This window comes from Collinsella sp. AF23-4AC (assembly GCF_003462685.1).
Classification (GTDB): domain Bacteria; phylum Actinomycetota; class Coriobacteriia; order Coriobacteriales; family Coriobacteriaceae; genus Collinsella.
Genome location: NZ_QRVE01000005.1, coordinates 1 through 22,799, shown reverse-complemented (window position 1 = coordinate 22,799; position 22,799 = coordinate 1). Strand labels below are relative to the sequence as shown.

At 60.6% G+C, this 22,799-nt stretch carries 21 protein-coding genes, 2 tRNA genes and 1 riboswitch; of the genes, 1 reads left to right on the top strand and 22 read right to left on the bottom strand.

All coding sequences use genetic code 11. The features are described from left to right. Positions 1 to 18: 18 nt before the first annotated feature. The 13 genes from lysS to asnB form a co-directional block, all read right to left on the bottom strand. A complete protein-coding gene (lysS, locus tag DWY05_RS04335; RefSeq protein WP_117820770.1) occupies positions 19 to 1,983 on the bottom strand; it encodes a lysine--tRNA ligase in 1,965 nt (654 codons plus the stop codon). A gap of 79 nt (positions 1,984 to 2,062) precedes the next feature. Next, the gene (gene greA / locus DWY05_RS04330; protein ID WP_117820769.1) at positions 2,063 to 2,533 is read right to left on the bottom strand and encodes a transcription elongation factor GreA; all 471 of its coding nucleotides are present in this window, start codon (positions 2,531 to 2,533) and stop codon (positions 2,063 to 2,065) included. Positions 2,534 to 2,639: 106 nt separating this feature from the next. Then, a complete protein-coding gene (tatA, locus tag DWY05_RS04325) occupies positions 2,640 to 2,915 on the bottom strand; it encodes a twin-arginine translocase TatA/TatE family subunit (protein WP_022094895.1) in 276 nt (91 codons plus the stop codon). 112 nt (positions 2,916 to 3,027) lie between these two features. Then, positions 3,028 to 3,104, bottom strand: a tRNA-Pro gene (locus tag DWY05_RS04320). A 49-nt stretch (positions 3,105 to 3,153) separates the two neighbouring features. After that, the gene (ispE, locus tag DWY05_RS04315; protein ID WP_233503993.1) at positions 3,154 to 4,050 is read right to left on the bottom strand and encodes a 4-(cytidine 5'-diphospho)-2-C-methyl-D-erythritol kinase; all 897 of its coding nucleotides are present in this window, start codon (positions 4,048 to 4,050) and stop codon (positions 3,154 to 3,156) included. 2 nt (positions 4,051 to 4,052) lie between these two features. Beyond that, positions 4,053 to 4,349, bottom strand: a complete 297-nt coding sequence (locus DWY05_RS04310; RefSeq protein WP_006234957.1) for a Veg family protein — start codon at positions 4,347 to 4,349, stop codon at positions 4,053 to 4,055. A gap of 183 nt (positions 4,350 to 4,532) precedes the next feature. Next, positions 4,533 to 4,979 carry a D-aminoacyl-tRNA deacylase gene (gene dtd, locus DWY05_RS04305; RefSeq protein ID WP_022094897.1) on the bottom strand — a complete coding sequence of 149 codons (447 nt, stop codon included), beginning with the start codon at positions 4,977 to 4,979 and terminating at the stop codon, positions 4,533 to 4,535. Between the two features lie 3 nt (positions 4,980 to 4,982). Next, the gene (rdgB, locus tag DWY05_RS04300) at positions 4,983 to 5,624 is read right to left on the bottom strand and encodes an RdgB/HAM1 family non-canonical purine NTP pyrophosphatase (RefSeq protein WP_117820768.1); all 642 of its coding nucleotides are present in this window, start codon (positions 5,622 to 5,624) and stop codon (positions 4,983 to 4,985) included. Positions 5,625 to 5,767: 143 nt separating this feature from the next. Then, positions 5,768 to 6,493: a ribonuclease PH gene (rph, locus tag DWY05_RS04295; protein ID WP_117820767.1), complete on the bottom strand. Its 726-nt coding sequence runs from the start codon at positions 6,491 to 6,493 to the stop codon at positions 5,768 to 5,770. A 54-nt stretch (positions 6,494 to 6,547) separates the two neighbouring features. Next, on the bottom strand, positions 6,548 to 7,432 hold the full coding sequence (gene murI, locus DWY05_RS04290) for a glutamate racemase (RefSeq protein WP_117778584.1): 885 nt from the start codon (positions 7,430 to 7,432) through the stop codon (positions 6,548 to 6,550). Between the two features lie 51 nt (positions 7,433 to 7,483). After that, positions 7,484 to 8,395, bottom strand: a complete 912-nt coding sequence (locus DWY05_RS04285) for an HAD family hydrolase (RefSeq protein ID WP_117820766.1) — start codon at positions 8,393 to 8,395, stop codon at positions 7,484 to 7,486. A 107-nt stretch (positions 8,396 to 8,502) separates the two neighbouring features. Then, positions 8,503 to 10,065 carry a Mur ligase family protein gene (locus tag DWY05_RS04280; RefSeq protein ID WP_117820765.1) on the bottom strand — a complete coding sequence of 521 codons (1,563 nt, stop codon included), beginning with the start codon at positions 10,063 to 10,065 and terminating at the stop codon, positions 8,503 to 8,505. Between the two features lie 132 nt (positions 10,066 to 10,197). After that, complete coding sequence (gene asnB, locus DWY05_RS04275; protein ID WP_117820764.1) at positions 10,198 to 12,057, bottom strand: asparagine synthase (glutamine-hydrolyzing); 1,860 nt, start codon at positions 12,055 to 12,057, stop codon at positions 10,198 to 10,200. 187 nt (positions 12,058 to 12,244) lie between these two features. Between asnB and DWY05_RS04270 the strand changes: the two genes are divergently transcribed. Then, positions 12,245 to 12,320: transfer RNA gene (locus DWY05_RS04270), tRNA-Val, on the top strand. A gap of 612 nt (positions 12,321 to 12,932) precedes the next feature. Here the strand turns inward: DWY05_RS04270 and DWY05_RS04265 are convergent. From DWY05_RS04265 to DWY05_RS04225, 9 genes are all read right to left on the bottom strand, one after another. Next, positions 12,933 to 14,216, bottom strand: coding sequence for an aspartate aminotransferase family protein (locus DWY05_RS04265; RefSeq protein WP_117820763.1), 1,284 nt, complete (start codon positions 14,214 to 14,216; stop codon positions 12,933 to 12,935). Positions 14,217 to 14,285: 69 nt separating this feature from the next. Next, a complete protein-coding gene (gene argB, locus DWY05_RS04260; protein WP_117820762.1) occupies positions 14,286 to 15,266 on the bottom strand; it encodes an acetylglutamate kinase in 981 nt (326 codons plus the stop codon). Between the two features lie 81 nt (positions 15,267 to 15,347). Next, positions 15,348 to 16,616, bottom strand: a complete 1,269-nt coding sequence (gene argJ / locus DWY05_RS04255) for a bifunctional glutamate N-acetyltransferase/amino-acid acetyltransferase ArgJ (RefSeq protein ID WP_199409561.1) — start codon at positions 16,614 to 16,616, stop codon at positions 15,348 to 15,350. 134 nt (positions 16,617 to 16,750) lie between these two features. Next, positions 16,751 to 17,821 carry an N-acetyl-gamma-glutamyl-phosphate reductase gene (argC, locus tag DWY05_RS04250; protein ID WP_117820760.1) on the bottom strand — a complete coding sequence of 357 codons (1,071 nt, stop codon included), beginning with the start codon at positions 17,819 to 17,821 and terminating at the stop codon, positions 16,751 to 16,753. Between the two features lie 257 nt (positions 17,822 to 18,078). Beyond that, positions 18,079 to 18,489: a pyridoxamine 5'-phosphate oxidase family protein gene (locus tag DWY05_RS04245; RefSeq protein ID WP_117820759.1), complete on the bottom strand. Its 411-nt coding sequence runs from the start codon at positions 18,487 to 18,489 to the stop codon at positions 18,079 to 18,081. Positions 18,490 to 18,540: 51 nt separating this feature from the next. Next, a complete protein-coding gene (locus DWY05_RS04240; protein ID WP_117820758.1) occupies positions 18,541 to 18,987 on the bottom strand; it encodes a pyridoxamine 5'-phosphate oxidase family protein in 447 nt (148 codons plus the stop codon). A 30-nt stretch (positions 18,988 to 19,017) separates the two neighbouring features. Then, positions 19,018 to 19,818: an energy-coupling factor transporter transmembrane protein EcfT gene (locus DWY05_RS04235; protein ID WP_117820757.1), complete on the bottom strand. Its 801-nt coding sequence runs from the start codon at positions 19,816 to 19,818 to the stop codon at positions 19,018 to 19,020. Further along, the gene (locus DWY05_RS04230; RefSeq protein ID WP_117820756.1) at positions 19,818 to 21,722 is read right to left on the bottom strand and encodes an energy-coupling factor transporter ATPase; all 1,905 of its coding nucleotides are present in this window, start codon (positions 21,720 to 21,722) and stop codon (positions 19,818 to 19,820) included. Before DWY05_RS04230 ends, DWY05_RS04235 begins: the two co-directional genes overlap by 1 nt. Next, a complete protein-coding gene (locus DWY05_RS04225; RefSeq protein WP_117820755.1) occupies positions 21,719 to 22,309 on the bottom strand; it encodes an ECF transporter S component in 591 nt (196 codons plus the stop codon). The genes DWY05_RS04230 and DWY05_RS04225 overlap by 4 nt, the downstream gene beginning before the upstream one ends. Positions 22,310 to 22,314: 5 nt before the next feature. Then, positions 22,315 to 22,507: riboswitch (FMN riboswitch) on the bottom strand. Positions 22,508 to 22,799: the final 292 nt, after the last annotated feature.

Here is a 22,799-nt window from a genome sequence, read left to right as displayed (position 1 = left end):
GTAAAACGCCGTAACCCCCTAGTACATCTTTGCGCCGGCGGGGATGGAGGCGTCGAGCTGGATCAGGTTGAGGCGCTCCTCGCCCTCCTCCTCGTGGACAGCGCTGATCAGCATGCCGCAGCTGGGAATACCCATCATCTTGCGCGGAGGCAGGTTGGTGATGGCGAGCAAGGTCTTGCCGACCAGGTCCTCGGGCTCGTAATAAGCGTGAATACCGGAGAGGATGGTGCGGTCGGTACCGGTACCGTCGTCGAGCGTAAAGTTCAGCAGCTTCTTGGACTTCTTGACGGCCTCGCATGCCTTGACCTTCACAGCGCGGAAATCGCTCTTGGAGAAGGTATCAAAGTCGACGAACTCCTCAAACAGCGGCTCAACGGCGATCTTGGAGTAATCGAGCGTGGGCTTAAGCGACTTAACGAACGGGCTCGCGGCGTTGCCGGCCTCGGCAGCCTTGGCGGCAGCGGCACCGGACTGGAAACCCTTCTCGGGCTTCATGTGCGGGAACAGCAGCACGTCGCGGATAGAAGCCTGGTTAGTAAGCAGCATGACCACGCGGTCGATACCAATGCCAATGCCGCCCGCGGGAGGCATACCGTACTCGAGGGCGCGCACGTAGTCCTCGTCATACTCCATGGCCTCGTCGTCGCCGCCGGCCTTCTCGGCCATCTGGGCAGCAAAGCGCTCAGCCTGGTCGACCGGGTCGTTGAGCTCGGAGAACGCGTTGGCGTACTCGTGACCGGCAATAACCAGCTCAAAGCGGTGCGTCAGGCGCGGGTCGTCCTCAAAGCGCTTGGCAAGCGGGCTGACCTCGATGGGGTAATCGCACACGAAGGTCGGGTTGACGATGGTGTCCTCGCCCAGCTCATCGTAAATCTCGGCGATAATCTTGCCGGCGGTCCACTCGGGCTTAATCTCCAGGCCCTTCTCGCGCGCGGCGGCAGCAAGCTCCTCGACCGGCGTGTCGATGGTGACCTGCTTGCCGAGCACGTCGGAGACGATGTCGGTCATGGGACGGCTGGCCCACTCGCCAGAAAGGTCGATGGTCTGGCCCTGGTACTCGATGACCTCGGGGTTGCCGATGGCCTTGTTAGCCGCCTTAATGACACCCTGGGCGAGCGCCTTCATGCCCTCGAGGTCGGAGAAGGCACGGTAGGCCTCCATCGTGGTGAACTCGGGGTTGTGAGTAAGGTCCATGCCCTCGTTACGGAAGATGCGGCCGATCTCGAACACGCGCTCAAAACCACCGACAATGCAGCGCTTGAGGTGCAGCTCGGTGGCAATACGCAGGTAGCACTCCTGATCGAGCGCGTTGAAGTGGGTAATGAACGGCTTAGCCGTAGCGCCGCCCTGGATGGTCTGCAAGATGGGGGTCTCGACCTCCATGTAGCCGTCGGACTCCATAAAGCGACGGAAGGTGGAGAGAATCTGCGAACGCTTACGGAAGGTCTCGCGAACATCGTCGTTGGCGATCAGGTCGACATAGCGCTGGCGATAGCGGGTCTCCTTGTCGGAAAGACCGTGGAACTTCTCGGGCAGCGGACGAACGGCCTTGGCAAGCAGGGTCGCGCTCTTAGGGGCAACGGAAAGCTGGCCGCGCTGGGTGCGCACGACCACGCCGGTCACGCCCAGGATGTCGCCCAGGTCGAGGGCCTTGAGCGTATTCCAGGCAGCCTCGTCCATGTCGTTGATGCGGCAGAACAGCTGAATCTCGGCAGTCGCATCGCGCACGACGATGAACATGATCTTGCCCTGACCGCGCTTGGCGACCACGCGGCCGGCGATCTTCACGACGTCCTCGGTGTCCTCGCCATCGGCAAGCTCGGCGTACTTAGCCTCGATATCGGCGACGTAGTCCTCAAGCTCAGAGTGCTCGGGATAGGGGTTCTGGCCCGCCTCGAACAGGGCGGCGCGCTTGGCCAGGCGGGTGGCGCGCTCGTCGTTGAGCGTCGATGCCTGATCGGCGGCGTTCTGGTTCTCTGCCATAAGTTAGCTCCTCAAACTAAAACGCTCCCCAGGATTCGGTCCCAGGGAGCGAAAACATACCTTTACGCGGGACCGTGGTCTAGCGTGCGATCTTGGCGATGGTGTAGACGCGAGTCTTGCCGGAAGGCGTAACGACCTCGACGGAATCGCCCTCGCCGTGACCGATGATGGCGTGACCGACCGGAGACTCGTTGGAGATCTTGTGCTCGAGCGAGTTGGTCTCGGTGGTACCGACAAGCGTGACCTCGATGAGCTCACCGTTGGGGTCGACCAGGGTGACGGTCGAGCCAATGGAGACGGTCAGGTCGCCCGTGCTGGCAGCGATCTGAGCGTTGGCGAGGATGGCCTGGATCTCGGCAATACGAGCGGCGTTCTGGGCCTGCTTGTCCTTAGCGGCGTCGTACTCGGAGTTCTCCGAAAGGTCGCCGAACGCGCGGGCTTCCTTGATGTCCTCGACGATCTCCTTGGCGTAATCGCCCTCACGCCAAGCGAGCTCCTCGACGAGCTTCTGGCGGCCCTCAGCGGTCAGTACGATCTGGCTTGCGTCCATACGGATATCTCCCCAACTCTGATCAAACAATCAACTGTCAACAAAACGAAAAAGACCGGCTAGCCTGCGGGCAAGCCGGTCAGGTGCTCACCCCAAAGGGATGGGACTACTCTGCGTCCGCGTCGCTGTCCTCTGCCTGCTTCTTCTTGGCAGCAGCGAGCTTGGCCTCGAGCTCAGCGATCTCCTTGTCCTCCTCGGACTGCTCGACCACGACCTCCTCGGCCTGCTTGGTCTCGGCCTTATCGTCGCCCTCCATACCCTCGCGGATATTCTTGACGGTAGAGCCGAGGGACTTGCCGAGCTTCGGCAGGTTCTTGGGCCCGAAGATAATCAGGACAACGACGAGAATAATGATGAGCTCAGGAGCCCTCAGTCCAAACATGTAGACCTCCACAATACAGCGAGACAAGCTCGAATGAGTATACCGCGGGTATCGCGGTATCACAACAATAGCTAAAAAAAGGGACCGCAAGAAGCGGTCCCTCCTCATGCTCTGGTCGGGTTGACTGGATTTGAACCAGCGACCCCTGCGTCCCGAACGCAGTGCTCTACCAAACTGAGCCACAACCCGTTAGCTCGACTATAGTAACAAAGATTTCCGTCGTGTGCTAGAGAAATTTTTACTTCTTTGGCACTTCGGCGCGAACCGTGTTGGGAATGAGCTCCGTCGCGCAGGACCACCAGCCGTTTTGCTGGGCAGCGTCGGCAAGCCTTTCGGCCGTGACGGTGGTGTCGCAAATGGCAAACGAGCAGGCACCCGATCCGCACACATCTACAGCAACGGTGCCATCCTGTTTATGCAGCCAGTCGAGGACCGTTTTAATCTGCGGCTCCATCTGTGCGGAAATGACACCCAAGTTGTTATGGATGAGCGCATATGCCGTCTCAGCATCACCAGCACGCAAGGCAGAAGCCATCGCGCCGGGCTTGTCCGCAGGCATCGGGGCCTCGTCAAAACGTCGATAGGCTTCAATTGTCGAAACGCTCGCCTCGCGCGGCTTGACCAACACGACGGGCGTCGCGGGCAGCGCGGGGTACTCAGTTGCCAGCACGTCTCCCCCACCTACGTAAAACGCAGGACTCGCGTGCAAAAAGAACGGGACGTCAGCACCAATGCCCCGCGCAATGTCATCGAGCGCGGGGTCGGTGCGATCAATTCCCCAGAGCTCCGCCAAGGCGACAATGACCGCGGCCGCATCCGTCGAGGGGCCGCCCAAGCCAGCGCACAATGGAATGCGCTTCTCAATCGTCACGCAGATGTTTGCCTCGCGACCATAATGCTCGGCCATAGCAACCGCAGCCCGATACGCCGTATTCTTTTGCATGGGAAAATCTGATGCTGGAACCGTCTGGACAGTCAGCGCCTGCGCCGGCGTGACCGTCACGGCATCGGAAAGACCGACGGCTGCCATCAGGGAATCGACCCTGTGGTAGCCGCGGTCATCGCGCTCGGTATGAACCCCCAGGTAGAGGTTAATCTTTGCCGGCGCGGAAAGAGTCAGGGACCGATCGGTCACCGTTAGTGCTCCTCGAGCTGATTGCCGAGCGGGGTAAAGATATGCTCGCCGCTCTCGGGGTCGAACAGCTCGACCTGACCGGTGAGGACATCGATATACTGGTAGGACTGACGCGACTTGCGGCCACGACGCTCGTCGACCTCGACAATGAAGACGGCGGGGTGGACGCTCTTGATGGTGCCCATGCGCTCGACAACGCGGGTGCGGCCCATGTTGGCCTTAACCTTGACGCGATCGCCCACCATATCGGTCAGCTTCTCGTGGATGTCGTCGACGTGATTGACTTCCATCTCTTCCATGAACAGGGCCTCCAGAAGGTGCAATTCAAAAAGGGGATAATACCCCTAAGATAGACAAAACTCTAATACTATAGCACCCTGCTACCGCCATACGCAAGTAGCTAAATAAGCCCCGTCCCAAATACGTACCAGACGACAACCTCGCATGACCAGTTGTTACGCGGTTTGGTAAAACCGCGTAACCTAAAGGTTGTCGGTGTCCAAGACGATGGTGAATGGGCCGTCGTTGACCAGGTCGACCTTCATGTCGGCGCCAAAGATACCGTGCGCCACGTGCTCAACGTCCTCGCGCACAAGCGTCAAGAAGTACTCGTAGAGCTCGTTGGCGACATCGGGGGCGCCGGCATCCGTAAACGACGGACGGCGGCCGTGGCGGCAGTCGGCAAACAGCGTGAACTGCGACACCACGAGTACCTCGCCGTCGACATCGGCAAGTGCCAGGTTGGTCTTGCCGTTCTCGTCCTCGTTGATACGCAGCCCGCGGAGCTTGCCCCACAGCTTGTCGGCCTCGGCACGCGTATCGCCATGGCCCACACCCAGCAGCACCAGGTAGCCGCGTCCAATGCGACCCACGCACTCGCCGTCGACCGTCACGCCGGCGTTGAGCACGCGCTGCACCACCGCGCGCACGGCCTACTCCTCGCCCGTCAGTTTGGCGGACAGATGCTCGAGCGCGTGGAAACGATGGCTGATAGCGTTCTTCTCGTCCGCCGTCAGCTCGGCCATGGTCTTGCCCGGCGTGTCGACCGGCAGGAACAGCGGGTCGTAGCCAAAGCCGTGATTGCCGCGGCCCTCGTGTGCGATAGTGCCCTCGCAGGCGCCCTCACCATAGGTGACCAAACCGTCCGTGTCGATGAGCGCGACGACGCTCACAAAGCGCGCGGTGCGATCCTCGTCCGCCACGCCATCCAGATTCACGAGCAGCTTGGCATTGTTGGCGGCATCGTCGCCGTGAACGCCCGCGTAGCGCGCGCTATACACACCGGGCTCACCGTCCAGCGCGTCGACGACCAAGCCCGAATCGTCGGCAATGGCCATAAGGCCCGTCTCTTCGACGGCAGCCTGCGCCTTGATGATGGCGTTCTCCAAAAACGTCGTGCCGTTTTCCTCGGGATCCTCAAAATCGCCCAGCTGGCCGAGCGCCACAAAGCGCACCTCGGGCATGACCTTGCCCAAAATGGCCTCGATCTCGGTGAGCTTATGGGCGTTGCCCGTTGCCACGACGATGGTCGCCGCCGGATCGAGGGTGTCGATGTCAATCTTCTCAAGTGCCATGAGTGGTCTCCTTGTCTCTATAGCAATGCCGCGCCGAGGGCGACGAGGGCCTCTGCCTCTCCCCTCTCAATCAACGACAGTCTTGTGTCTAGACGTCTCCGCAGATAAAACCTACCAAATTAAACCTGTCCCTTTTTGGTAGGTTAGGCGAGGGCTTGGCGCTGGAGCTCGATGAGCTCGGCGATACCCTTGTCGCCCAGGTCGAGCAGGGCGTTGAGGCGTTTGCGGTCGAAGGGCGCCTGCTCGCCGGTGCCCTGGAGCTCGATCATCTCACCGGTATCGGTGGCGACGAGGTTCATGTCGACCTCGGCATGGCTGTCCTCGGAATAATCGAGGTCAAGCAGCGTATTGCCGTCGACAACGCCCATGGAGATGGCAGCCACCTGGCCGGTAAGCGGGATGCGCTCGATCTTGCCCGCCTCGACCCACATGGCGAGGGCGTCGTGCAAAGCCACCCAGGCGCCGGTGATGCTCGCTGTACGCGTGCCGCCATCGGCCTGAATCACATCGCAGTCGACGGTGACGGTGTACTCGCCGAGCGCCTTCATGTTGACGACGGTACGCAGGCTGCGGCCAATGAGGCGCTCGATCTCCATGGAGCGACCCTTGCGGTTGGCATGCTCGCGCTTGCAGCGCTTGCCGGTCGACGTCGGCAACATGGCGTATTCCGCGGTCACCCAGCCGACCTTAGCTCCCTTTCGCCAGCCCGGCACGCCCTCCTCGATAGTGGCGGCGCACAGCACGCGCGTGTCGCCGAACTCGGCCAAACACGAGCCGTGGGCGTGCTTCATGACGCCACGGGTGAGCTTAACGGGGCGCAACTCGTTGGCGGCGCGACCGTTGGCGCGGTTGACCTGCATGTACTCCATAGAAATATCCTTTCGGCAAAAGATGTGGCGAAGGCTTTGGCGGCTGCCTTACATCTATTTCAGCTCATCGATATCGATATGTTCGATGCTCTTGAGCGGCTGACCAAAGATAAAGCTGCCCGCCACCGCAAACTCGGCAATGTTATCGGCCGTCGTGGCAAAACGATGCTGCGGCTCGGCGGCGTCGCCCGCCAGCTGCTCGCGGCGCGTGAGGATATCGGTCAGCTCGCGCGTGGTCTCCTCGGCGGAACTCACGACGCGCACCCCAGGCCCCAGCGCATGCCGGATAGGTCCCACCAACAGCGGAAAATGCGTACAGCCGAGCACCACGGTATCGATACCGTGGTCGCGCAGCGGCTCAACCGTGGCACCCACCAGCGCACGCACGGCAGGCGTATCGAAGATGTCCTCGTTCTCAAGCCACTGTTCCTGCAGATGTGCACCCGAGGCGAGCTCGTGTTCGACAACCTCGACAAAGCTCGAGGCAGGACAGCCGTATACATCGACGCCGGCATCTAGATCCTGAATGGCGCGCGTATAGGCGCCCGAGCGAATGGTGAGGTTGGTGGCGAGCACGCCCACCCGGCGAGTGCGGGTGCTGTTGATTGCCGCGCGTGCGCCCGGCGCGATCACACCGATGACGGGGACGTCGAGCACCTGCTGGGCCAGACGCAAGGCCGCGGCGGTCGCCGTGTTGCAGGCGATGACCATTATCTTGACGTCGTGCTTCGAAAGCCAACGACCCGCCTGCAACGCAAATGAGCGCACCTCATCCTCGGTGCGCGTGCCGTAGGGGCAGCGTTTGGTGTCGCCGAAGTAGTAGACGGACTCATGCGGCAGCGCCGTCGCGATGGCGCGCGCAACCGTCAGACCGCCCAAACCAGAATCGAACACGCCAATCGGGCGCGTGTCGCCTGCCAGATTCTCGATATCGGACATTACCTCACCAGTCTCTCTCGAAAAGACATGTCCAAGTGCGGCGACGCCGCGCTACGAACGCGCCGCGATCAGCAGCTCTGCCGTCGCCGCCCAACCGTCGACAATTTTGCCGCGCGTAACGAAAGCGTTCTCGCAAGCAGCCAAGAACTCGGGCGCACCGGCGCTCGTCAGGCCATTCTCGACCAGGCAGAACGTGCCCACGTGATCGGCCATGTAGAAGTCGGACTCGGAATCGCCGAGCGCCAACGTCTCCTCGCGCTCGATCCCCAGGTGCTCGCAGAAGCGCGCAATGGCGACGCCTTTGTTGAGGCCCGCGGGGTTGATGTTGAAGGCGCGACCGTCCTCGACGCGATCGAGCTCGAGCGTCGTCGGCTTGGACAGATGCGTCAGATGGCCGTTGCAAGCCCAGACCAGACCGCAGCCGGCCTCGTCGAGGATGGCCTGCGCCTCGTCATCGGGGATGTCGCCGCGCATGCCGACGGTGACCTCGCGGTACTTGTAGCCGGTCGACATGTCGTTGTGATACTCGATCTTGTGCGGCCAGCGGGCGAGGATCTTCTCGCACACGCCGGTCTGCTCGATCACCTGGTGCGGCGTGAGACCGCAAGAGGGGTCGTAGGGCATGTCGCCGGTCAGATACTCCCAATCGTTGGCTTTGAGGTCGTACATGACCAGGCCGCCCATCTCACCAATGTAGGAGTTGAGGCCGAGCACACGCGCGTCCTCGTGGATCATGGTACGGTTGCGGCCCGAGGTGGGAACCACCTGAATACCAGCGCGAGCGAGCGCCACGACGGCGTCGACGAGTTTGGTCGAGGGGTTGCCGTCGTTGTCGCGCAGCACGCACGAGCCGGGTGCGAGCATCGTGGCATCCAGGTCGGTAAAGACGTACTTGACCTTGGCCAAGCGCTCGCGCATCTCGCCCGAAAGCTCGGCAACAGTCGGCAGGGTGTTGTGGGACATGGTTACTCCGTTTACGTAGAAGGGTTTGGGCGTGGACGGCATGTTTTGATTGAGGGAGCACGTTTATGGCGACAGCGCACTCAGGGCGCCTTCGCCATCATGGCTCATTAGTCAAACTGGGTAACATCGATCAGGCGATTGGCCAACGAAAGGTCGCTCTCGATGGGCACGAACTCGTCGCCCACGTGCATGAGCTCCTCGTCACCCTTTGCCAGCAGCAAGACAATGGTAGGAGCATCGGGGTTGATGTACTCCTCGCGCGCCGCCTTGAACGCCGCATGCACAGCGGCTTCGCGATCGAGGATGATCTTGTTCGGCGTATCGTCGGGAACATGTTCGGCAAGCTCGCGACAGACCTTCATCGGGTCCTCGTGAGCTGGATCCTCGTTGGCAAAGATCATCAGGTCGGAATATGGTGCAGCCTCGCGCGGAAGCTGCTCGCGGCGCTCCTGCGCCTTGCCGCCGGCGGCGCCAAACACTGCGATGACCGGGCTGGCGGGAAACGCGCGCTTGACCGACGAGAAAAGCGAGCGGAACGAAAGCTGGTTGTGCGCGTAGTCGACAACGCAAATCACGCGGCCGTCCTTCGACTCCACGACCTCCATGCGGCCCGGCACACGCAGTTTGGAGAGGCCCTTCTTGATAGCCTCGATACCGATGCCGATCTCGCCCGCGGCGGCGATAGCGACCAGCGCGTTCTCCACGTTAAAGTCTCCCGCGATACCCAGCAGGATCTTCTCCCCCGCCTCGGACTCGTCGGCACACAGGCCATGCAAGTTGAACTCGATGCTAAAGCCGTCCATGCGTACGTCGCTCGCCCACAGGCTTGCCTCGGGATGCTCGACGCCAACGGTCACCAAGCGCTCGGCCGTCGACGCTGCCTCCAGCACACGGTCGACCTCTTCGGTGCCCAGATTCACCACGGCGGTCTTTGCCTGGTCAAAGATCCTGAGTTTGCTCTCAAAATAATCCTCAAACGTAGGGTGTTCGATCGGCGAGATATGGTCGCGGCCGATGTTGAGGAAGCACGCCACGTCAAACGGCAGATTCTCGACGCGCTGGTACTTGAGCGCCTGGCTCGAGACCTCCATGACCATGGACTGGCGACCGGACGTGCGGCAGTTGGCGATATGGCGCCAAACCTCGGGGGCCTCGGGCGTGGTGTTGGTGCTCTCGTAGCACTCGATACCATCGTCGGTACTCACCGAGCCGATCATGCCGCAGGACTCGCCCGCCGCTTTGATGATGGACTGGAGCATAAAAGTGGCCGTGGTCTTTCCCTTGGTACCGGTGATGCCCACGATCTTGACGTCGTGGTCGGGACGGTCGTAGACCTCCGGCGGCAACAGGGCCATGGCCGTGCGAACGCTGTCCACGACCAGCATCGCAGCACCGCTCTCCTGCGCCAGCGGCTCCAGAGACTCGACCAGCGACTCCTCGCACACAAATGCGACGGCGCCCGCATCGAGCGCCATGCGCAAAAACGCGGGCTTAAAGGCAGCACCTTTGCAGAAGAACACGTCACCTGCCGAGACCGCGCGCGAATCAAACGAGCAGCCGGTCACGGCACGCTCGTCAACCTGCTCTGATGCGCGCAGCTCGCCGCACACATCGAGAAGCTTGGCAAGCGTATCGACCGTGGTCACGGTCGCGGAATCCGAATGGTGCATCTTTCACCTTTCTCAGCCATTTGGCAGGGACGGTTTTATAGTAACTGAAACGCACCCACGCAAAAACGGCTCCCGGAGGAGCCGTTACGCGCAGGCGTTCGTAAGCCGAGGCTAGGCAGCCTGAACAGCGGGCTAGTCCTCGTCGATAAAGAAGCGCTTGTACCACACCAGGAACACGAGCGGCGTATAGATCTTGCGCTGAAAATCGCCCTTGCCCGCAAAGTGCAGATCGAGCAGGTGCATGAGCTCGTCGGTATCGAAGAACTCGCTTGCCCACGGCGCGGTGAAGTACTCCTTGACATAGTCGTACCACTTTTGCTCACGCAGCCAGTAGACAATCGGCACCGGGAAGCCCACCTTGGGACGGGTGGCCCACTCATCGGGCAGCGACTTGTTGGCAGCATGGCGGAGTACCTGCTTGTTGCCGTTCTCGTTGATGCGGTAGCGGTCGGGAATGTGCTCGGCGAACTCCATGACTTTGCGGTCCAGGAAGGGCACGCGCAGCTCCAGCGAGTGCGCCATGCACATCTTGTCGGCCTTGAGCAGAATGTCGCCCGGGAGCCACATGTTCATATCCAGGTACTGCTTCTTGACCAGTTCGGGCTGACCCTTCACGCGTGCGTAGATGGGAGCGGCAAGCTCGAAGGCGCCATCGCCGGTGTTGTACTCGGGCTTGAGCACGCCGTCGACCTCGCGCTCCGGCCATACCAGAGCCTGTCCCAGGAACGACTTCTCGGGGATCTCGGCACCCTTGACCAAGAAGTTGTGGCCCTTGAAGTACGGCATGTGCAACGCCAGGTTTCCGAGCGCGCGACGGATGGGCAGCGGCACCATCTTTTTGTACTTGCGCACCGGGATCGTATCCTCGTAGTAGGCGTAGCCGCCAAAGAGTTCGTCGGCGCCTTCGCCCGAAAGCACGACGGTGACGTCCTTGCGGGCCATCTCGGCCAAGAACCACAGCGGCACGGAAGACAGGTTGGACTGCGGCTCATCCATGTGATACTGGATGTCCTCGAGCGCACCGAAGAACTCGTCGGCGGTAATCATCTTGCGAACGTTCTCGACGCCGAGCTTATCGGAAAGCTCCTTGGCGTAGTTGGTCTCGTTAAAGTTCTTGTAGTCAAAGCCCACCGAGAAGGTCTTGTCGGGCATGAGGCAAGCGGCGATGTAACTGGAGTCGACGCCACCGGAGAGGAACGACGCGACCTTGACGTCGGCGATGCGATGGGCCTCGACGCTCTCGTGCACGACCTCGTCCAGCTCATCGACATACTCTTCGAACGGCTTCTCGACGGCAGAGTAATCGCAATCCCAGTAGCGCTCGATGTTCATCTTGCCGGTCGGGATATCGACGGTAAAGTAGTGCGCCGGCGGCAGCTTGTAGACACCCTCGAAGAAGGTCTCCTCGGTTGCCGAATACTGCAGCGTCATGTACGGACGCAGGGCCTTTTTGTTGACCGCCTTGTGGAAGTGCGGGTAGTCCAGGAAGCTCTTGATCTCGGAACCAAAGAGCACGCCCGGAGCGCCGTCGCCCGCATCGGCCATGGGATAGTAGTAGAGCGGCTTGATGCCAAAGATGTCGCGGGCGCCAAAAAGCTTGTTCTTCTTTTTGTCCCAGATGACGAAGGCGTACATACCGCGCAGGCGATCGAGGACGGCCTCGCCCCACTCCTCGTAGCCGTGCAGGAGGCTCTCGGTGTCGGCGCCGCAGTGGAACTTGTAGCCCTTGGCCTCGAGCTCGGAACGGAGTTCTTGGAAGTTGTAGATCTCGCCGTTGAAGACAATGACGACGCTACCGTCCTCGTTGGCCATGGGTTGGGCGCCAGCCTCGGTCAGGTCGAGGATCGACAGGCGACGGAAGCCGAGGGCAACGCGGCCGTCGATAAACTGACCGCCCATGTCGGGACCGCGATGGACGATGCGGTCCATCATCTTGGTGAGCACCTCGGATTGGTTATCCGTCCCACCGACAAAACCGACAAAACCGCACATATACTATCCCCTCTGCTGTTGCTGGGCATCAAATCGAATCAGTAGCTTTTGAGTATACCCGAGGGCGTAAAGAGGGGCGGAATGTTCAGGCAATCTCAACTGAATCAGCTCCGCTGTGACACGCGCCAGTTACCTTTAATGGATATGAGGTGAATGGGGCGATTGTTTTGCTATACTCTCTCCGCACGGGCGATTGGCGCAACGGTTAGCGCAGGTGCTTTACACGCACAAGGCTGGGGGTTCGAATCCCTCATCGCCCACCACCGAATTGGAAGCGGTCCCCGAAAGGGGACCGTTTTTGTTTGGGCCCATTGCATGGGATTCGAACCCGCCAGGGTGCGGAGCTGAGGAAACGCGAAGCGTTTTCCAGCGCAGCACGCGAGGGCCGTAGGCCCGAAGCGAAAGCGGGCGGCGTCAGCCGCACGCGACATCCCTCATCGCCTACCACTGAATTGTTAGGCCTCCAGCGATGGAGGCCTTTCTTTTTTTCAGGCCCATCGCAGAGGGATTCGAACCCGCCAGCACGTCTGTCACAAAGGCCGTGGGCAAAAAATGGCAAAAATGAGTACTGCTGCTTTGTTTGCAACATATAAAAAGATAGTATTTGCTTAAGTTACGCAACATATGTCCATTATAAGAACTAACAGTTAGATCAAAATCGTGCATTCATCGCCATTTCGACTTGCCATCTGGCCTTATTAGTCCAAAATTGCTGCTACCAAATCGGTAACAGTACTCATATTTGATGTTTTTTGACCAGCAGGTCTCCCTGCCTTAGCAAATCTAAGGCAAAACGGGCTCCAGACCGCTGAATCATGCCACATAGGACACGCCCGCAGTCCGGAACCCGGTCCAAATTAAGTTATTGCGCTGTGTTAGGCCAAAACGTCCGACAGGATCTCGATCAGACTGTCCACGTCGACTTCCTCGCAGACGAGCGGCGGCAGGAAACGCAGCGTATGGGCACCCGTAGCGTTAATCACGGCACCGGCGGCCAGCGCGCGGGCAACAACATCATGCGCGTCGCCCGCGGCATCATCCAGATCACAGCCGAGCATCAAGCCACGGCCACGCACCTCTACCACATGCGGAAGCTTAGCCAGCGCCTGCTCCATATAGGCACCCACCTTGGCAGCATGCTCGGCATAATCGCCGCGCACGAGCGCGGAGAGCGTCGCGGCACACGCCGTGATGGCCAGGCAGCTACCGCCAAAGGTCGAGCCGTGGTCGCCCGGCTTAAACACGTCGGCAATCTCCTTCTTTGCCACGACGGCACCCATGGGCACGCCATCAGCAATGCCCTTGGCAAGGCTCATGATGTCGGGCTCCACGCCATAGGTTTGGAATGCAAACGGCTTACCCGTGCGGAAGATACCGCACTGGACCTCGTCGGCGATAAGCACGGCGCCCACTTCGTGTGCTAGGTCGCGCGCTGCCGCCATAAACTCCTCGGTCATGGGGTGCACGCCACTCTCACCCTGGATCGGTTCGAGCATCACGGCACAAATTTCGCTCCCCAGCTGCTTAAAGATCGCACGCAGCTCATCGACATCGTTGGGCGTGCAGGCCACAAAGCCACCCGGCAGCGGACGGAAACTATCCTGCAGCCAATCCTGCATGGTGGCGGCAATGGTCTCGAGCGTACGGCCGTGGAAGCCGCCGCGCATGCACACGATGGTGTTGCCGCCGTTACCGGCACGCTTGGCGTACAAGCGCGCGAGCTTCATCGAGCCCTCGTTGGCCTCGGCGCCGGAATTGGCAAAGAACGTCTCCCACACCTGCTCGCCCGCAGCCGGGGCACCAAGAGCAGCTGCCGTGGTCTCATCGCCGGCGGCAATGGCATCGGCAAGCACGCGCGCACCATCTACGTCGTCGTTAGCAAGCTTGGACAGCAGCGCCGCGACCTGTCCACGCTGCTCGATGTAGAAGTAATTGGAGACATGCATGAGCTTTTTGGTCTGTGCCTCGAGCGCCGAGAGCACAGCCAGGTTGCCATGACCTAGGCTGCACACGCCGATGCCGGCAAGAAAGTCGAGGTACTCACGGCCATCGTCGCCGGTGAGCTTCATGCCGTGGCCCTCGACAAACTCGACCGGAGAGCGGCCAAAGGTATGCATAACGTAATGGGATTCAAGCGATTGCTGAGCTGCAAGTGACATGGGATGCCTTTCGTTGAGCGCCGGACGGCGCGGGGCTATGGATGCAGGAATGGGGCGGCTGCGGGTCAGCTAGACCGTCTGAAGCTTCTCGACCTCGTCGAGGTTCTCGGTCAGACGCGCAGCAAACGTCGAAAGCGGATGCGGATGCGTATCGAACTCGTAAGCCGTCTCGGTGGAATGGATCACGGTACCGACGCCGGCATCGGTCAGCAGCTCCAGCAGCAGCGAATGCGGCGTGGCGCCGTTGATGATGTGAGCACGAAATACGCCGCCGGCAAGCGCATCGACGGCCGCGCGCAGTTTGGGAATCATGCCCTTATCGACCTCGCCGCCGTAGAGCATCTCGTTAACCTCGTCGAGCGTTAGGTTGGAGATAAGCGAGTCCTTGTCGCTAAAGTCCTTGTACAGGCCATCGACATCGGTCAAAAAGATCGCCTTATGCGCGTGGAGCGCCGCAGCAACGGCACCGGCGGCGGTATCGGCGTTGATGTTGAAGAAACCGCCGTCCTCCCCCGCCGCGACGGTTGCGATGACGGGGATGTACTCGCTGTCGAGTAAGCGCTCGATATAGTCGGTGTTGACGTGCGTCACTTTGCCCACGCGACCGAGCTCGGGGTCGAGCGGCTCGGCGATGAGCGTGCCGGCATCGCTGCCCGACACGCCCACGGCCAGGTTGCCGTGGTGGTTGATGGCAGCAACCAGCTCCTGGTTGACCTTGCCGCCCAGCACCTCGCGCACGATATCCAAAGTCGCCGGCGTGGTCACGCGCTGGCCGTTCTTAAACTCGACGGGGATGTCGTAGTGGCTAAGCGCCTCGTTGATAGCCTTGCCGCCGCCGTGCACGATGACGGGGCGCATACCGATGATCTTGAGCAAAACGATGTCGCTCATCACGTCGCGGCGCAGCTGCTCATCAACCATGGCGGCTCCGCCATATTTGATAACAACCGTCTTGCCGGTCAGGTTCTTAATCCACGGCAGCGCTTCGAACAGCAGCTGCGCGGTTGCTTCGTTGGATTCGCTCGAACGACAATCGCGTGCGAATTTCATAATCTGCCTCGTCTTTCATATCGTTATCGCGCCGTGCTCCGCTGTCCGCAATCGCGGCAAGATGCGCAGCGTGCCTGGAATCTAGGAACGGTAATCGCCGTTGATGGAGATGTACTCATGCGTGAGGTCGCAGGTCCACACGGTCGTTGTCGCGTCGCCTGCGCCCAGGTCGGCCGAGATCACGATCTCGGGCGCCTCGAAACGCCGTAGAGCCTCGTCCTCGTCAAAGGGAACAGTCAGACCGTCGCGACAGACAGGCATGCCCATCATGTCGATGGAAACGTCTTCCTGATTAAACTTCACGCCGCACTTGCCAAGCGCCATGGCAACGCGGCCCCAGTTGCAGTCGTGGCCGGCGATGCAGGTCTTAACGAGCGGCGAGTTGGCAACGGCACGGGCGGCGATATCGGCCTCCTCGTCGTTCACGGCGCCGGTAACGTTGACCGTAACAAGCTTGGATGCGCCCTCGCCATCGGCGGCGATATTGCGCGCCAGGCTCTCGCACACCTCGTGAACGGCAAATGCCAACTCGTCGAAGGCATCGGAGCCCTCGACGATAGGCTCGGCATCTGCAGCAGCGGCGCCGGAGGCAAGCATGATGCAGGTGTCGTTGGTCGAGGTATCGGAATCGACCGTTACCTTGTTAAAGGTCTGCTTAACGGTCGAGAGCAGCAGGGCATGAAGTGCCGCAGGCTCGACGGGGGCATCGGTGGTGATAACTGCGATCATGGTGGCCATGTTGGGCATGATCATGCCCGAGCCCTTGCACATGCCGCCTACCGTATAGACATTACCCGCATGACCCGCAGCCTCACTGACGTAGGACACGGCGTACTCCTTGGAGTGCGTGTCGGTCGTCATGATGGCGCGAGCGGCATCGGCGCCACCGTGAGCGGAGAGCGCCTCGTAGGCAGCAGGAATGGCAGTCTCAAATGTGTCGATGGGCAGAATCTGTCCAATCACGCCTGTGGATGCAACTAGGATCTGCTGGGATTCACAGCCGATGACCTGCGACGCGATGTTGCAGGTCTCGCGCGCGCATGCAAGGCCGGTCTCACCCGTGGCGGCGTTGGCATTGCCAGAGTTGATCGAAACGCCGGCGATGATACCGTAGCCCTTGTCGGCACCGCCCAGGTTGGCACGGCTCACCTGCACGGGCGCCGCGCAAAAGCGATTGGTGGTAAACACGCCGGCACCGGGACAGGGTTTATCGGGCACGACGAGCGCGTAATCCAGACGCTCGGGGTTCTTGCGGAACCCAGCGTGGATGCCTGCAGCCTTAAAACCAGCCGCAGCCGTAACGCCACCCTCGACGGCGCGAATCTTGATATCAAACAGCTCGGTATTCATCGTCTTTATGACTCCTTATGTCAAACAAAAAACGGACATCGGTTGGTGCGCCATGCCAGTCGTAATCATGAGACCGGCTTAAGAGTGGCGCCCCACTCGATGCCCGACTACCAAATCGTTAACAATCGAATGTGCTACACCGGGCACGCCACTGTGGGCAAGCCTCGTCGCTCGTCAAAGCCAAAGACGATATTGGCGCACTGGACCGCTTGGCCCGCAGCGCCCTTGCACAGATTGTCGATGGCGCCCGTCGCCACCAGCACGCCCGCGCGCTTGTTGAGCGCGAGGCCAATCTGGGCGGCGTTGGTGCCGACAACCGAAGCCGTCTTGGGCTGCTGGCCGGTATCGAGCACGCGCACAAAGGTGCGACCGGCATAGAACTGCTTGTAATAGTCGACAACGTCCTCAAGGGTCAAGGTATCGATAGCCTGCGGCGTAAGCGGCATCGTCACCGTAGAGAGCAGACCACGCTTGAGCGGTGCCAGGTGCGGGGTAAAGACGACGCGATCGGTTAGGCCAAGGATTTGCTCAATCTCGGGCGTGTGGCGATGCTTGCCCACGCCGTAGGCCTCCAAGTTCTCGTCGGCACTGCAAAAATGCGTACGAGCGTTGCAGGACTTGCCGGCACCCGTCACACCGCTGATGGCATCGACGATCACGGGACCGTCCTCGGCCACCCAGCCCGCACGCACGGCAGGAGCGGCAGCAAGGCTCGTTGCGGTGGGATAGCAGCCGGCGCAGGCGACCAACACGGGCCTGCCAGCGGCATGGCTGGAGGCAGCGGTCTCTAAGTCCTGGCAGAACAGCTCGGGCAGACCGAAGGCACGTGTCTTGAGCAACTCGGGACTCGTATGCTCGGCGGCATACCATGTCTCAAAGACAGACGCGTCGCTCAGACGGTAATCGGCCGAAAGATCAAAGCAGGAGACGCCCGCGGCAAGCAGGGCGGGCACCTGTGCCATGGCAGCCGTGTGCGGTACGGCAAGAAAAACCGCATCGCAGCTCTTGAGCTCGGGGGCGTCATGCGTGGTGAAAACCAGATCGCTCACGCCAGCAAAGCTCGGATACACCGCGGACAGCGGCTGGCCGGCATCGGCGTTGGACGTAATGGCAACAAGTTCAAACTCGGGATGGCCGAGCACGAGGCGAATGAGCTCGGCTCCGGCATATCCAGCCGCGCCGACGATTCCAACCTTCAAAGACATATCAGACTCCTTGTCTGCGATTTATGCACCGATGCGCATTTCGCAGCGGTCGTTATGAAGTGGGTTGAAACTTTAGCACCAAAAGATGCATTAACATGTAAATGGCTTGCATATTCATGCATTGAAACATTCCCGACACATTCGCTTGAAGGAATTGACAAATGGAGCGGGCCCCGTATTGACCGGCGCTCCTAACGGCGCCGGGCAATACGGGGCCCGCCCATGCGAAAACCAAGTTGTTAGGATGAGCCAGCTGGCTAGAGCTCGACCGGCACCCATTCGTCGTGATTGCAGATAAAAGCCTCGGGATCCTCGACGCTAAAGAAGACGAGCGTGGGGTCGCTAGGCCCCTCATAGTGCTCACCCAGGCGCTCTAGATGCTTCCACCCGGCTTCGCGCATTTCGTTTAAAGCCCGGTCATCCAAACCGGCATGCCCGCGCAAGATGAGCCAGCCATGGCCCGGCCACCAACTCGTGGCCTCGAAGCGCTGATTTTGCAGCAGCTCCTGCCACACATCTTTGGTGCGCGCCGTTACAAACCACAGCTTGCCGTCCTGGATCTGCGCAAACGAAAACGGACGCACATGCGGCTGTCCGTCAACGCTCGTCGCCAAATACCATGCCGGCACTGACGTCAGATACTCCAAAACCGTATTCAATCCGTCCATGTGTCCTCCTGGCACTAGCTAATTCAGAACGGGTAGTTAATTTGAGACGCGCTAGAGCTCCAGGCGCTCCTCGCTGCCGTCGATATCGCAAAAGCGCGCGGCAATGTTGCGGACCGAAAAGAAAGCAAGGCGGCCGTCGTTGGCACTATCGTGTTGCTCGCCGATGCCCACCATATGCTTAAAGCCGGCTTGGCGCACCCGGTCGCTCACGACCGCGTCGTCCTCGAGCGCGGCCTCGCCGGTCAGCACAATCCAACACTCCCCCGGTTTCCAACCCGAAACCTCAAACTTGGGATTCGCACTCAACTCCGCCCACACGTCTTTGTTGCGCGATGTGCAAAACCACAGCTTACCGTCATCGACCATGGCAAACGAAAACGGCCTCACGCGAGGCTGATGCCCGTCGGCCACATCGGTCGTGGCCAGATACCACGCCGGAATGCGCCTGAGATATGAACAGGCGCGCTCAAGCTGAGCCGTGCGGTCGTTGTCGGTCATAGGGACCCCTTTCTTGCGCTCGAATCGCGCCTAAACAAGTTGAAGATTGATGACGATGACGCAGATGAGCAGCAACGCCGTCACCACCGCCGCCAACGCATCGCCGCGGCCAAATGCAAGCGTATGCAGACGCGTGCGACCCTGCTCACCATGATAGCAACGGGCATCCATGGCGGCAGACAACGTCTCGGCATGACGGAACACGCCCGTGAACAGCGGAATCGCCACACTGCCGAGCATACGCACGCCGCCGAGCGGACCGCCCGTCACGCGCGCACCGCGGCTTGCCTGCGCATCTGCCGTCTGCTTCATCTCGGTGGCAAACTGCGGCATAAAGCGCAGCGCGATACCCATGATCATGCCGAGCTCATGCGCAGGGAGCCCCACGCGCGCAAACGGTGCGAGCAGACGCTCAAAGCCCGCGGTGAGGTCGAGTGTCGGTGTGGTGAGCGTAATGGCGCTCATGCCGGCCATCATCAAGCTCAGGCGGCACGCCATAAAGGCGGCAGAACGCAGCGAACCCTCGCTTATCTGCAGAAAGCCGAGCTGCCACAGGATGCGCCCGCTCTGATCGGTAAACAAGTTGAGCACTGCGACCACAATGACGATTGCCAGCAGCGGCGCCATCGACGACAGAGCGCGACGAACCGGCACCCGGGACACGGTATAGATCAGCGCGACGAAAACTGCGACAGGGGCCAATCCGCGGAAACCGCCGACGGTCAGCGTCGTGATCAGAAACACAAAGCCCAGGAGCAGCTTGGTGCGCGGGTCCAGGCGGTGGATCGCACTATCGCTCGGATAGTAGCTGCCAAACGAAAACGCCTCCATCAGCAGCCCTCCTCTCGCACGACCGTCTTGAATTTAGCAACGTCCACGACGCTAAAAGGACCGTCCGAACGACCGATTAGCAGGTCCACCAACTCGTCTGCCAGCGACTCAACCGTATAGAGGCCGTCAAAGCGCAGCGGCACGCCTGCCTTTGCAAGCGCCAGCGCCATACGCTGGGCGGCGGGAACGCCCAAGCCGATTGATTTAAGCTCATCCGCATGCGCAAAAACCTGAGCGGGCGTGCCCTCGGCAAACACTGCACCTTCGTTCATCACGACAATACGGTCGCAGCAATTGGCCAGGTCATCCATGCTGTGCGAAACCATAACAACGGTCAGGCCATCGCGGTGAAGTCGATCGATAAGCTCAAGGAAATCCCTGCGCGCAGCCGGATCGAGCCCCGCCATGGGCTCATCGAGCACCAGGACCTCGGGCTCCATGGCGAGCACGCCGGCGAATGCCACACGCCGTTGCTGACCGCCCGAAAGCTCAAAGGGACTCTTGTCGCCGACCGTGGAAAGGTCGAGGCCCACGCGTGAGAGCGATGACTCAACACGACGGTCGACTTCATCTTGCGGCAAGCCAAGGTTATGCGGACCAAACGCCACGTCCTGCGCCACGGTTTCGGCAAACAGCTGACGCTCGGGATACTGAAACACCACGCCGACCTTGGCCTTAACCGCGGCGGCGTCTTTCTTGTTTGACAGATCGAGCCCCAGCGCGCGAACGGATCCCTCCTGGGGGCGAATCAAACCGTTGAGATGCTGGACCAGCGTCGACTTACCCGAACCGGTATGACCTGCCAAGCCCAGGAACTCGCCGCGACACACCGTCAGCGATACATCGCGCAGCGCCCACGGGCTGCTGGGGTCGTTTCCCCAGAGAGCCTGTTTGCTCGACTTGCCCGCAGTGGCCGAGCGCTTATGCCAGCGGCGGCGCTCGCGCGGACTGAGCGAATAACTGTACGAAACATGGGATAGCTCGATGATGGGCTCTGGTACGTCATCTTCGTTGCTTGCCGAAACCGTACCGCCAACGATTTCCGATTGGGGTGCGGAAGACTGCCCCACGGTGCCTTCCCCACTTCGCTCGGCATAAGTCTGCGCAATCTCGGCGACCATATCCACCTCGCGCACCTGCGCATGAACGGGCACGCCCTTCGCACGAAGCGCCATGCCCAAACGGCACGACTCTGGCATGTCAAGGTTGAGCTGCGCAAGTTCGCCCGCCCGCGTCAAGATTTCCTCGGGCGTACCGAGCATGGCAACGCGCCCCGCCCGAAACACCGCGACACGATCGGCCTCGGCGGCCTCTTCCATAAAGTGCGTAATCATCACGATGGTCATGCCGCGAGCGTGCAACGCGCGGCAAGCCTTCATGAGGCCCTTGCGTCCACGCGGATCGAGCATCGAGGAAGCCTCGTCCAATATGAGCACGTGCGGTTCCATGGCGAGCACGCCGGCAAGCGCCACGCGCTGCTTTTGGCCGCCCGAAAGCGCATGGGTCTCGTGGCGCTCAAAGCCCACCAGGCCCACGCCCTTCAGCGCCTCGCGTACGCGCTGCGCAATTTGCGCCGATGGCACGCCGAGGTTTTCGGGACCAAACGCAACGTCATCTTCGACAAGCGTCGCCACCAGCTGATCGCCGGGATTCTGGAACACCATGCCCGCGGTCGAACGAATGTCATAGACCAGCTCGGGGTCGGACGCATCCATGCCGTTGATACGCACCGTGCCCGCATCGGGCTGCAGCAGCGCATTCAGATGCTTGGCAAACGTCGACTTGCCCGACCCATTGCCACCGAGGATGCAGAAAAACTCACCGTCCTCGATGTTCAGATCGACGCCATCGAGCGCCGACACGGCACCGTCATAGCTAAAGGAAACGCCCCGACACTCAATCATGCGCGGCCTTTGACCTGGTCCTTTTTAGGCGTGATGAGGTTGGAGACTGCTTTATACACCGCCAGCGTCAACACCGAGTTAAGCACGGTCTTGATAAGGTTGAACGGCAGCACGGCAGGAATCATGAGTGGGGCGATCGCATCGACCGAGCCATACCAGAACCAAACGCCAATGGTAAGGTTTGCGACCATAGACAGCGCCGTAGCGGCAATGACGCCGAGCACCAGGCCAATCACGGCACCCTTATAGGTGTGCATCTTCTGGTAGACGATAGCCGCGGGCAGAATGTAGTCCAGCGTGGCAACCAAGTTCATAAGCGCGCCGACCCAGTCACCCGTGGTGAGCGCATGGATAACGATAGCCATAGCGGCAACAGCGGTACCGGCGCCGGGACCATACGCAAACCCGCACACCATCGCCGGCACCAGCGACGGATCATACGTCAAAAACGGCGCCGAAGGAAGGATGGGCAGCTGCACATACATAAACAGGGCGCCCAAGGCGCACATCAGCGCCATGGTAACGAGCTGTTTGGTGCTCCACCTATTCGTGTTCTCAAAATGGATATGCTGCGACTGTTCAGACATAAGATCACCTGCCTCTTTCATCCGGACTCTAACCGTTGGTACTGGGATCTCACCAGTTCAGCCGGCATGCGAACCAACACACGCACGGGTCGCGGACTCATCGGCTCGGTCGCAGGCACCTCGCCTGCGCCACGGCGTCCCTTTGACACCGCCCGATTTACCGCCAGTGGGGAATTCCACCCCGCCCTGAAACAGCAATTGCAAGTGTAGCACGAGCAGGTGTTCGCGCAAGTATGCCGAGGGTAATTTGTGGCGGGGACCAGTTGTCGCAACAACCACGTTTCCCACCCATCCCAAAGTAACGCGCCTTTCGCGCAAAGCGCGAAACAGCGAAGGGGACACGTATTCCCATCAACCTCGTCCTTCTCCGCGAGCCGACCTCAAGGCCGTAAACGCAGGGAATCCGGGGGCGTGACGGGGGTTTCTCTCCGGAACATTCCGCACTGATATCTTCTGTATTGAAGACGTCGATGATGCACCCGTATACCAT

Excerpts from the sequence above, each read along its gene's own strand:
- rdgB (WP_117820768.1), bottom strand. The coding sequence starts at position 5,624 with ATGGCACTTGAGAAGATTGACATCGACACCCTCGATCCGGCGGCGACC.
- tatA (WP_022094895.1), bottom strand. The coding sequence starts at position 2,915 with ATGTTTGGACTGAGGGCTCCTGAGCTCATCATTATTCTCGTCGTTGTC.
- lysS (WP_117820770.1), bottom strand. The coding sequence starts at position 1,983 with ATGGCAGAGAACCAGAACGCCGCCGATCAGGCATCGACGCTCAACGAC.
- DWY05_RS04245 (WP_117820759.1), bottom strand. The coding sequence starts at position 18,489 with ATGGACGGATTGAATACGGTTTTGGAGTATCTGACGTCAGTGCCGGCA.
- rph (WP_117820767.1), bottom strand. The coding sequence starts at position 6,493 with ATGGAGTACATGCAGGTCAACCGCGCCAACGGTCGCGCCGCCAACGAG.
- murI (WP_117778584.1), bottom strand. The coding sequence starts at position 7,432 with ATGTCCGATATCGAGAATCTGGCAGGCGACACGCGCCCGATTGGCGTG.
- argC (WP_117820760.1), bottom strand. The coding sequence starts at position 17,821 with ATGTCTTTGAAGGTTGGAATCGTCGGCGCGGCTGGATATGCCGGAGCC.
- DWY05_RS04285 (WP_117820766.1), bottom strand. The coding sequence starts at position 8,395 with ATGTCCCACAACACCCTGCCGACTGTTGCCGAGCTTTCGGGCGAGATG.
- asnB (WP_117820764.1), bottom strand. The coding sequence starts at position 12,057 with ATGTGCGGTTTTGTCGGTTTTGTCGGTGGGACGGATAACCAATCCGAG.
- DWY05_RS04280 (WP_117820765.1), bottom strand. The coding sequence starts at position 10,065 with ATGCACCATTCGGATTCCGCGACCGTGACCACGGTCGATACGCTTGCC.
- greA (WP_117820769.1), bottom strand. The coding sequence starts at position 2,533 with ATGGACGCAAGCCAGATCGTACTGACCGCTGAGGGCCGCCAGAAGCTC.
- argJ (WP_199409561.1), bottom strand. The coding sequence starts at position 16,616 with ATGAATACCGAGCTGTTTGATATCAAGATTCGCGCCGTCGAGGGTGGC.
- DWY05_RS04230 (WP_117820756.1), bottom strand. The coding sequence starts at position 21,722 with ATGATTGAGTGTCGGGGCGTTTCCTTTAGCTATGACGGTGCCGTGTCG.
- DWY05_RS04240 (WP_117820758.1), bottom strand. The coding sequence starts at position 18,987 with ATGACCGACAACGACCGCACGGCTCAGCTTGAGCGCGCCTGTTCATAT.
- argB (WP_117820762.1), bottom strand. The coding sequence starts at position 15,266 with ATGAAATTCGCACGCGATTGTCGTTCGAGCGAATCCAACGAAGCAACC.
- DWY05_RS04225 (WP_117820755.1), bottom strand. The coding sequence starts at position 22,309 with ATGTCTGAACAGTCGCAGCATATCCATTTTGAGAACACGAATAGGTGG.
- DWY05_RS04265 (WP_117820763.1), bottom strand. The coding sequence starts at position 14,216 with ATGTCACTTGCAGCTCAGCAATCGCTTGAATCCCATTACGTTATGCAT.
- DWY05_RS04310 (WP_006234957.1), bottom strand. The coding sequence starts at position 4,349 with ATGGAAGAGATGGAAGTCAATCACGTCGACGACATCCACGAGAAGCTG.
- DWY05_RS04235 (WP_117820757.1), bottom strand. The coding sequence starts at position 19,818 with ATGGAGGCGTTTTCGTTTGGCAGCTACTATCCGAGCGATAGTGCGATC.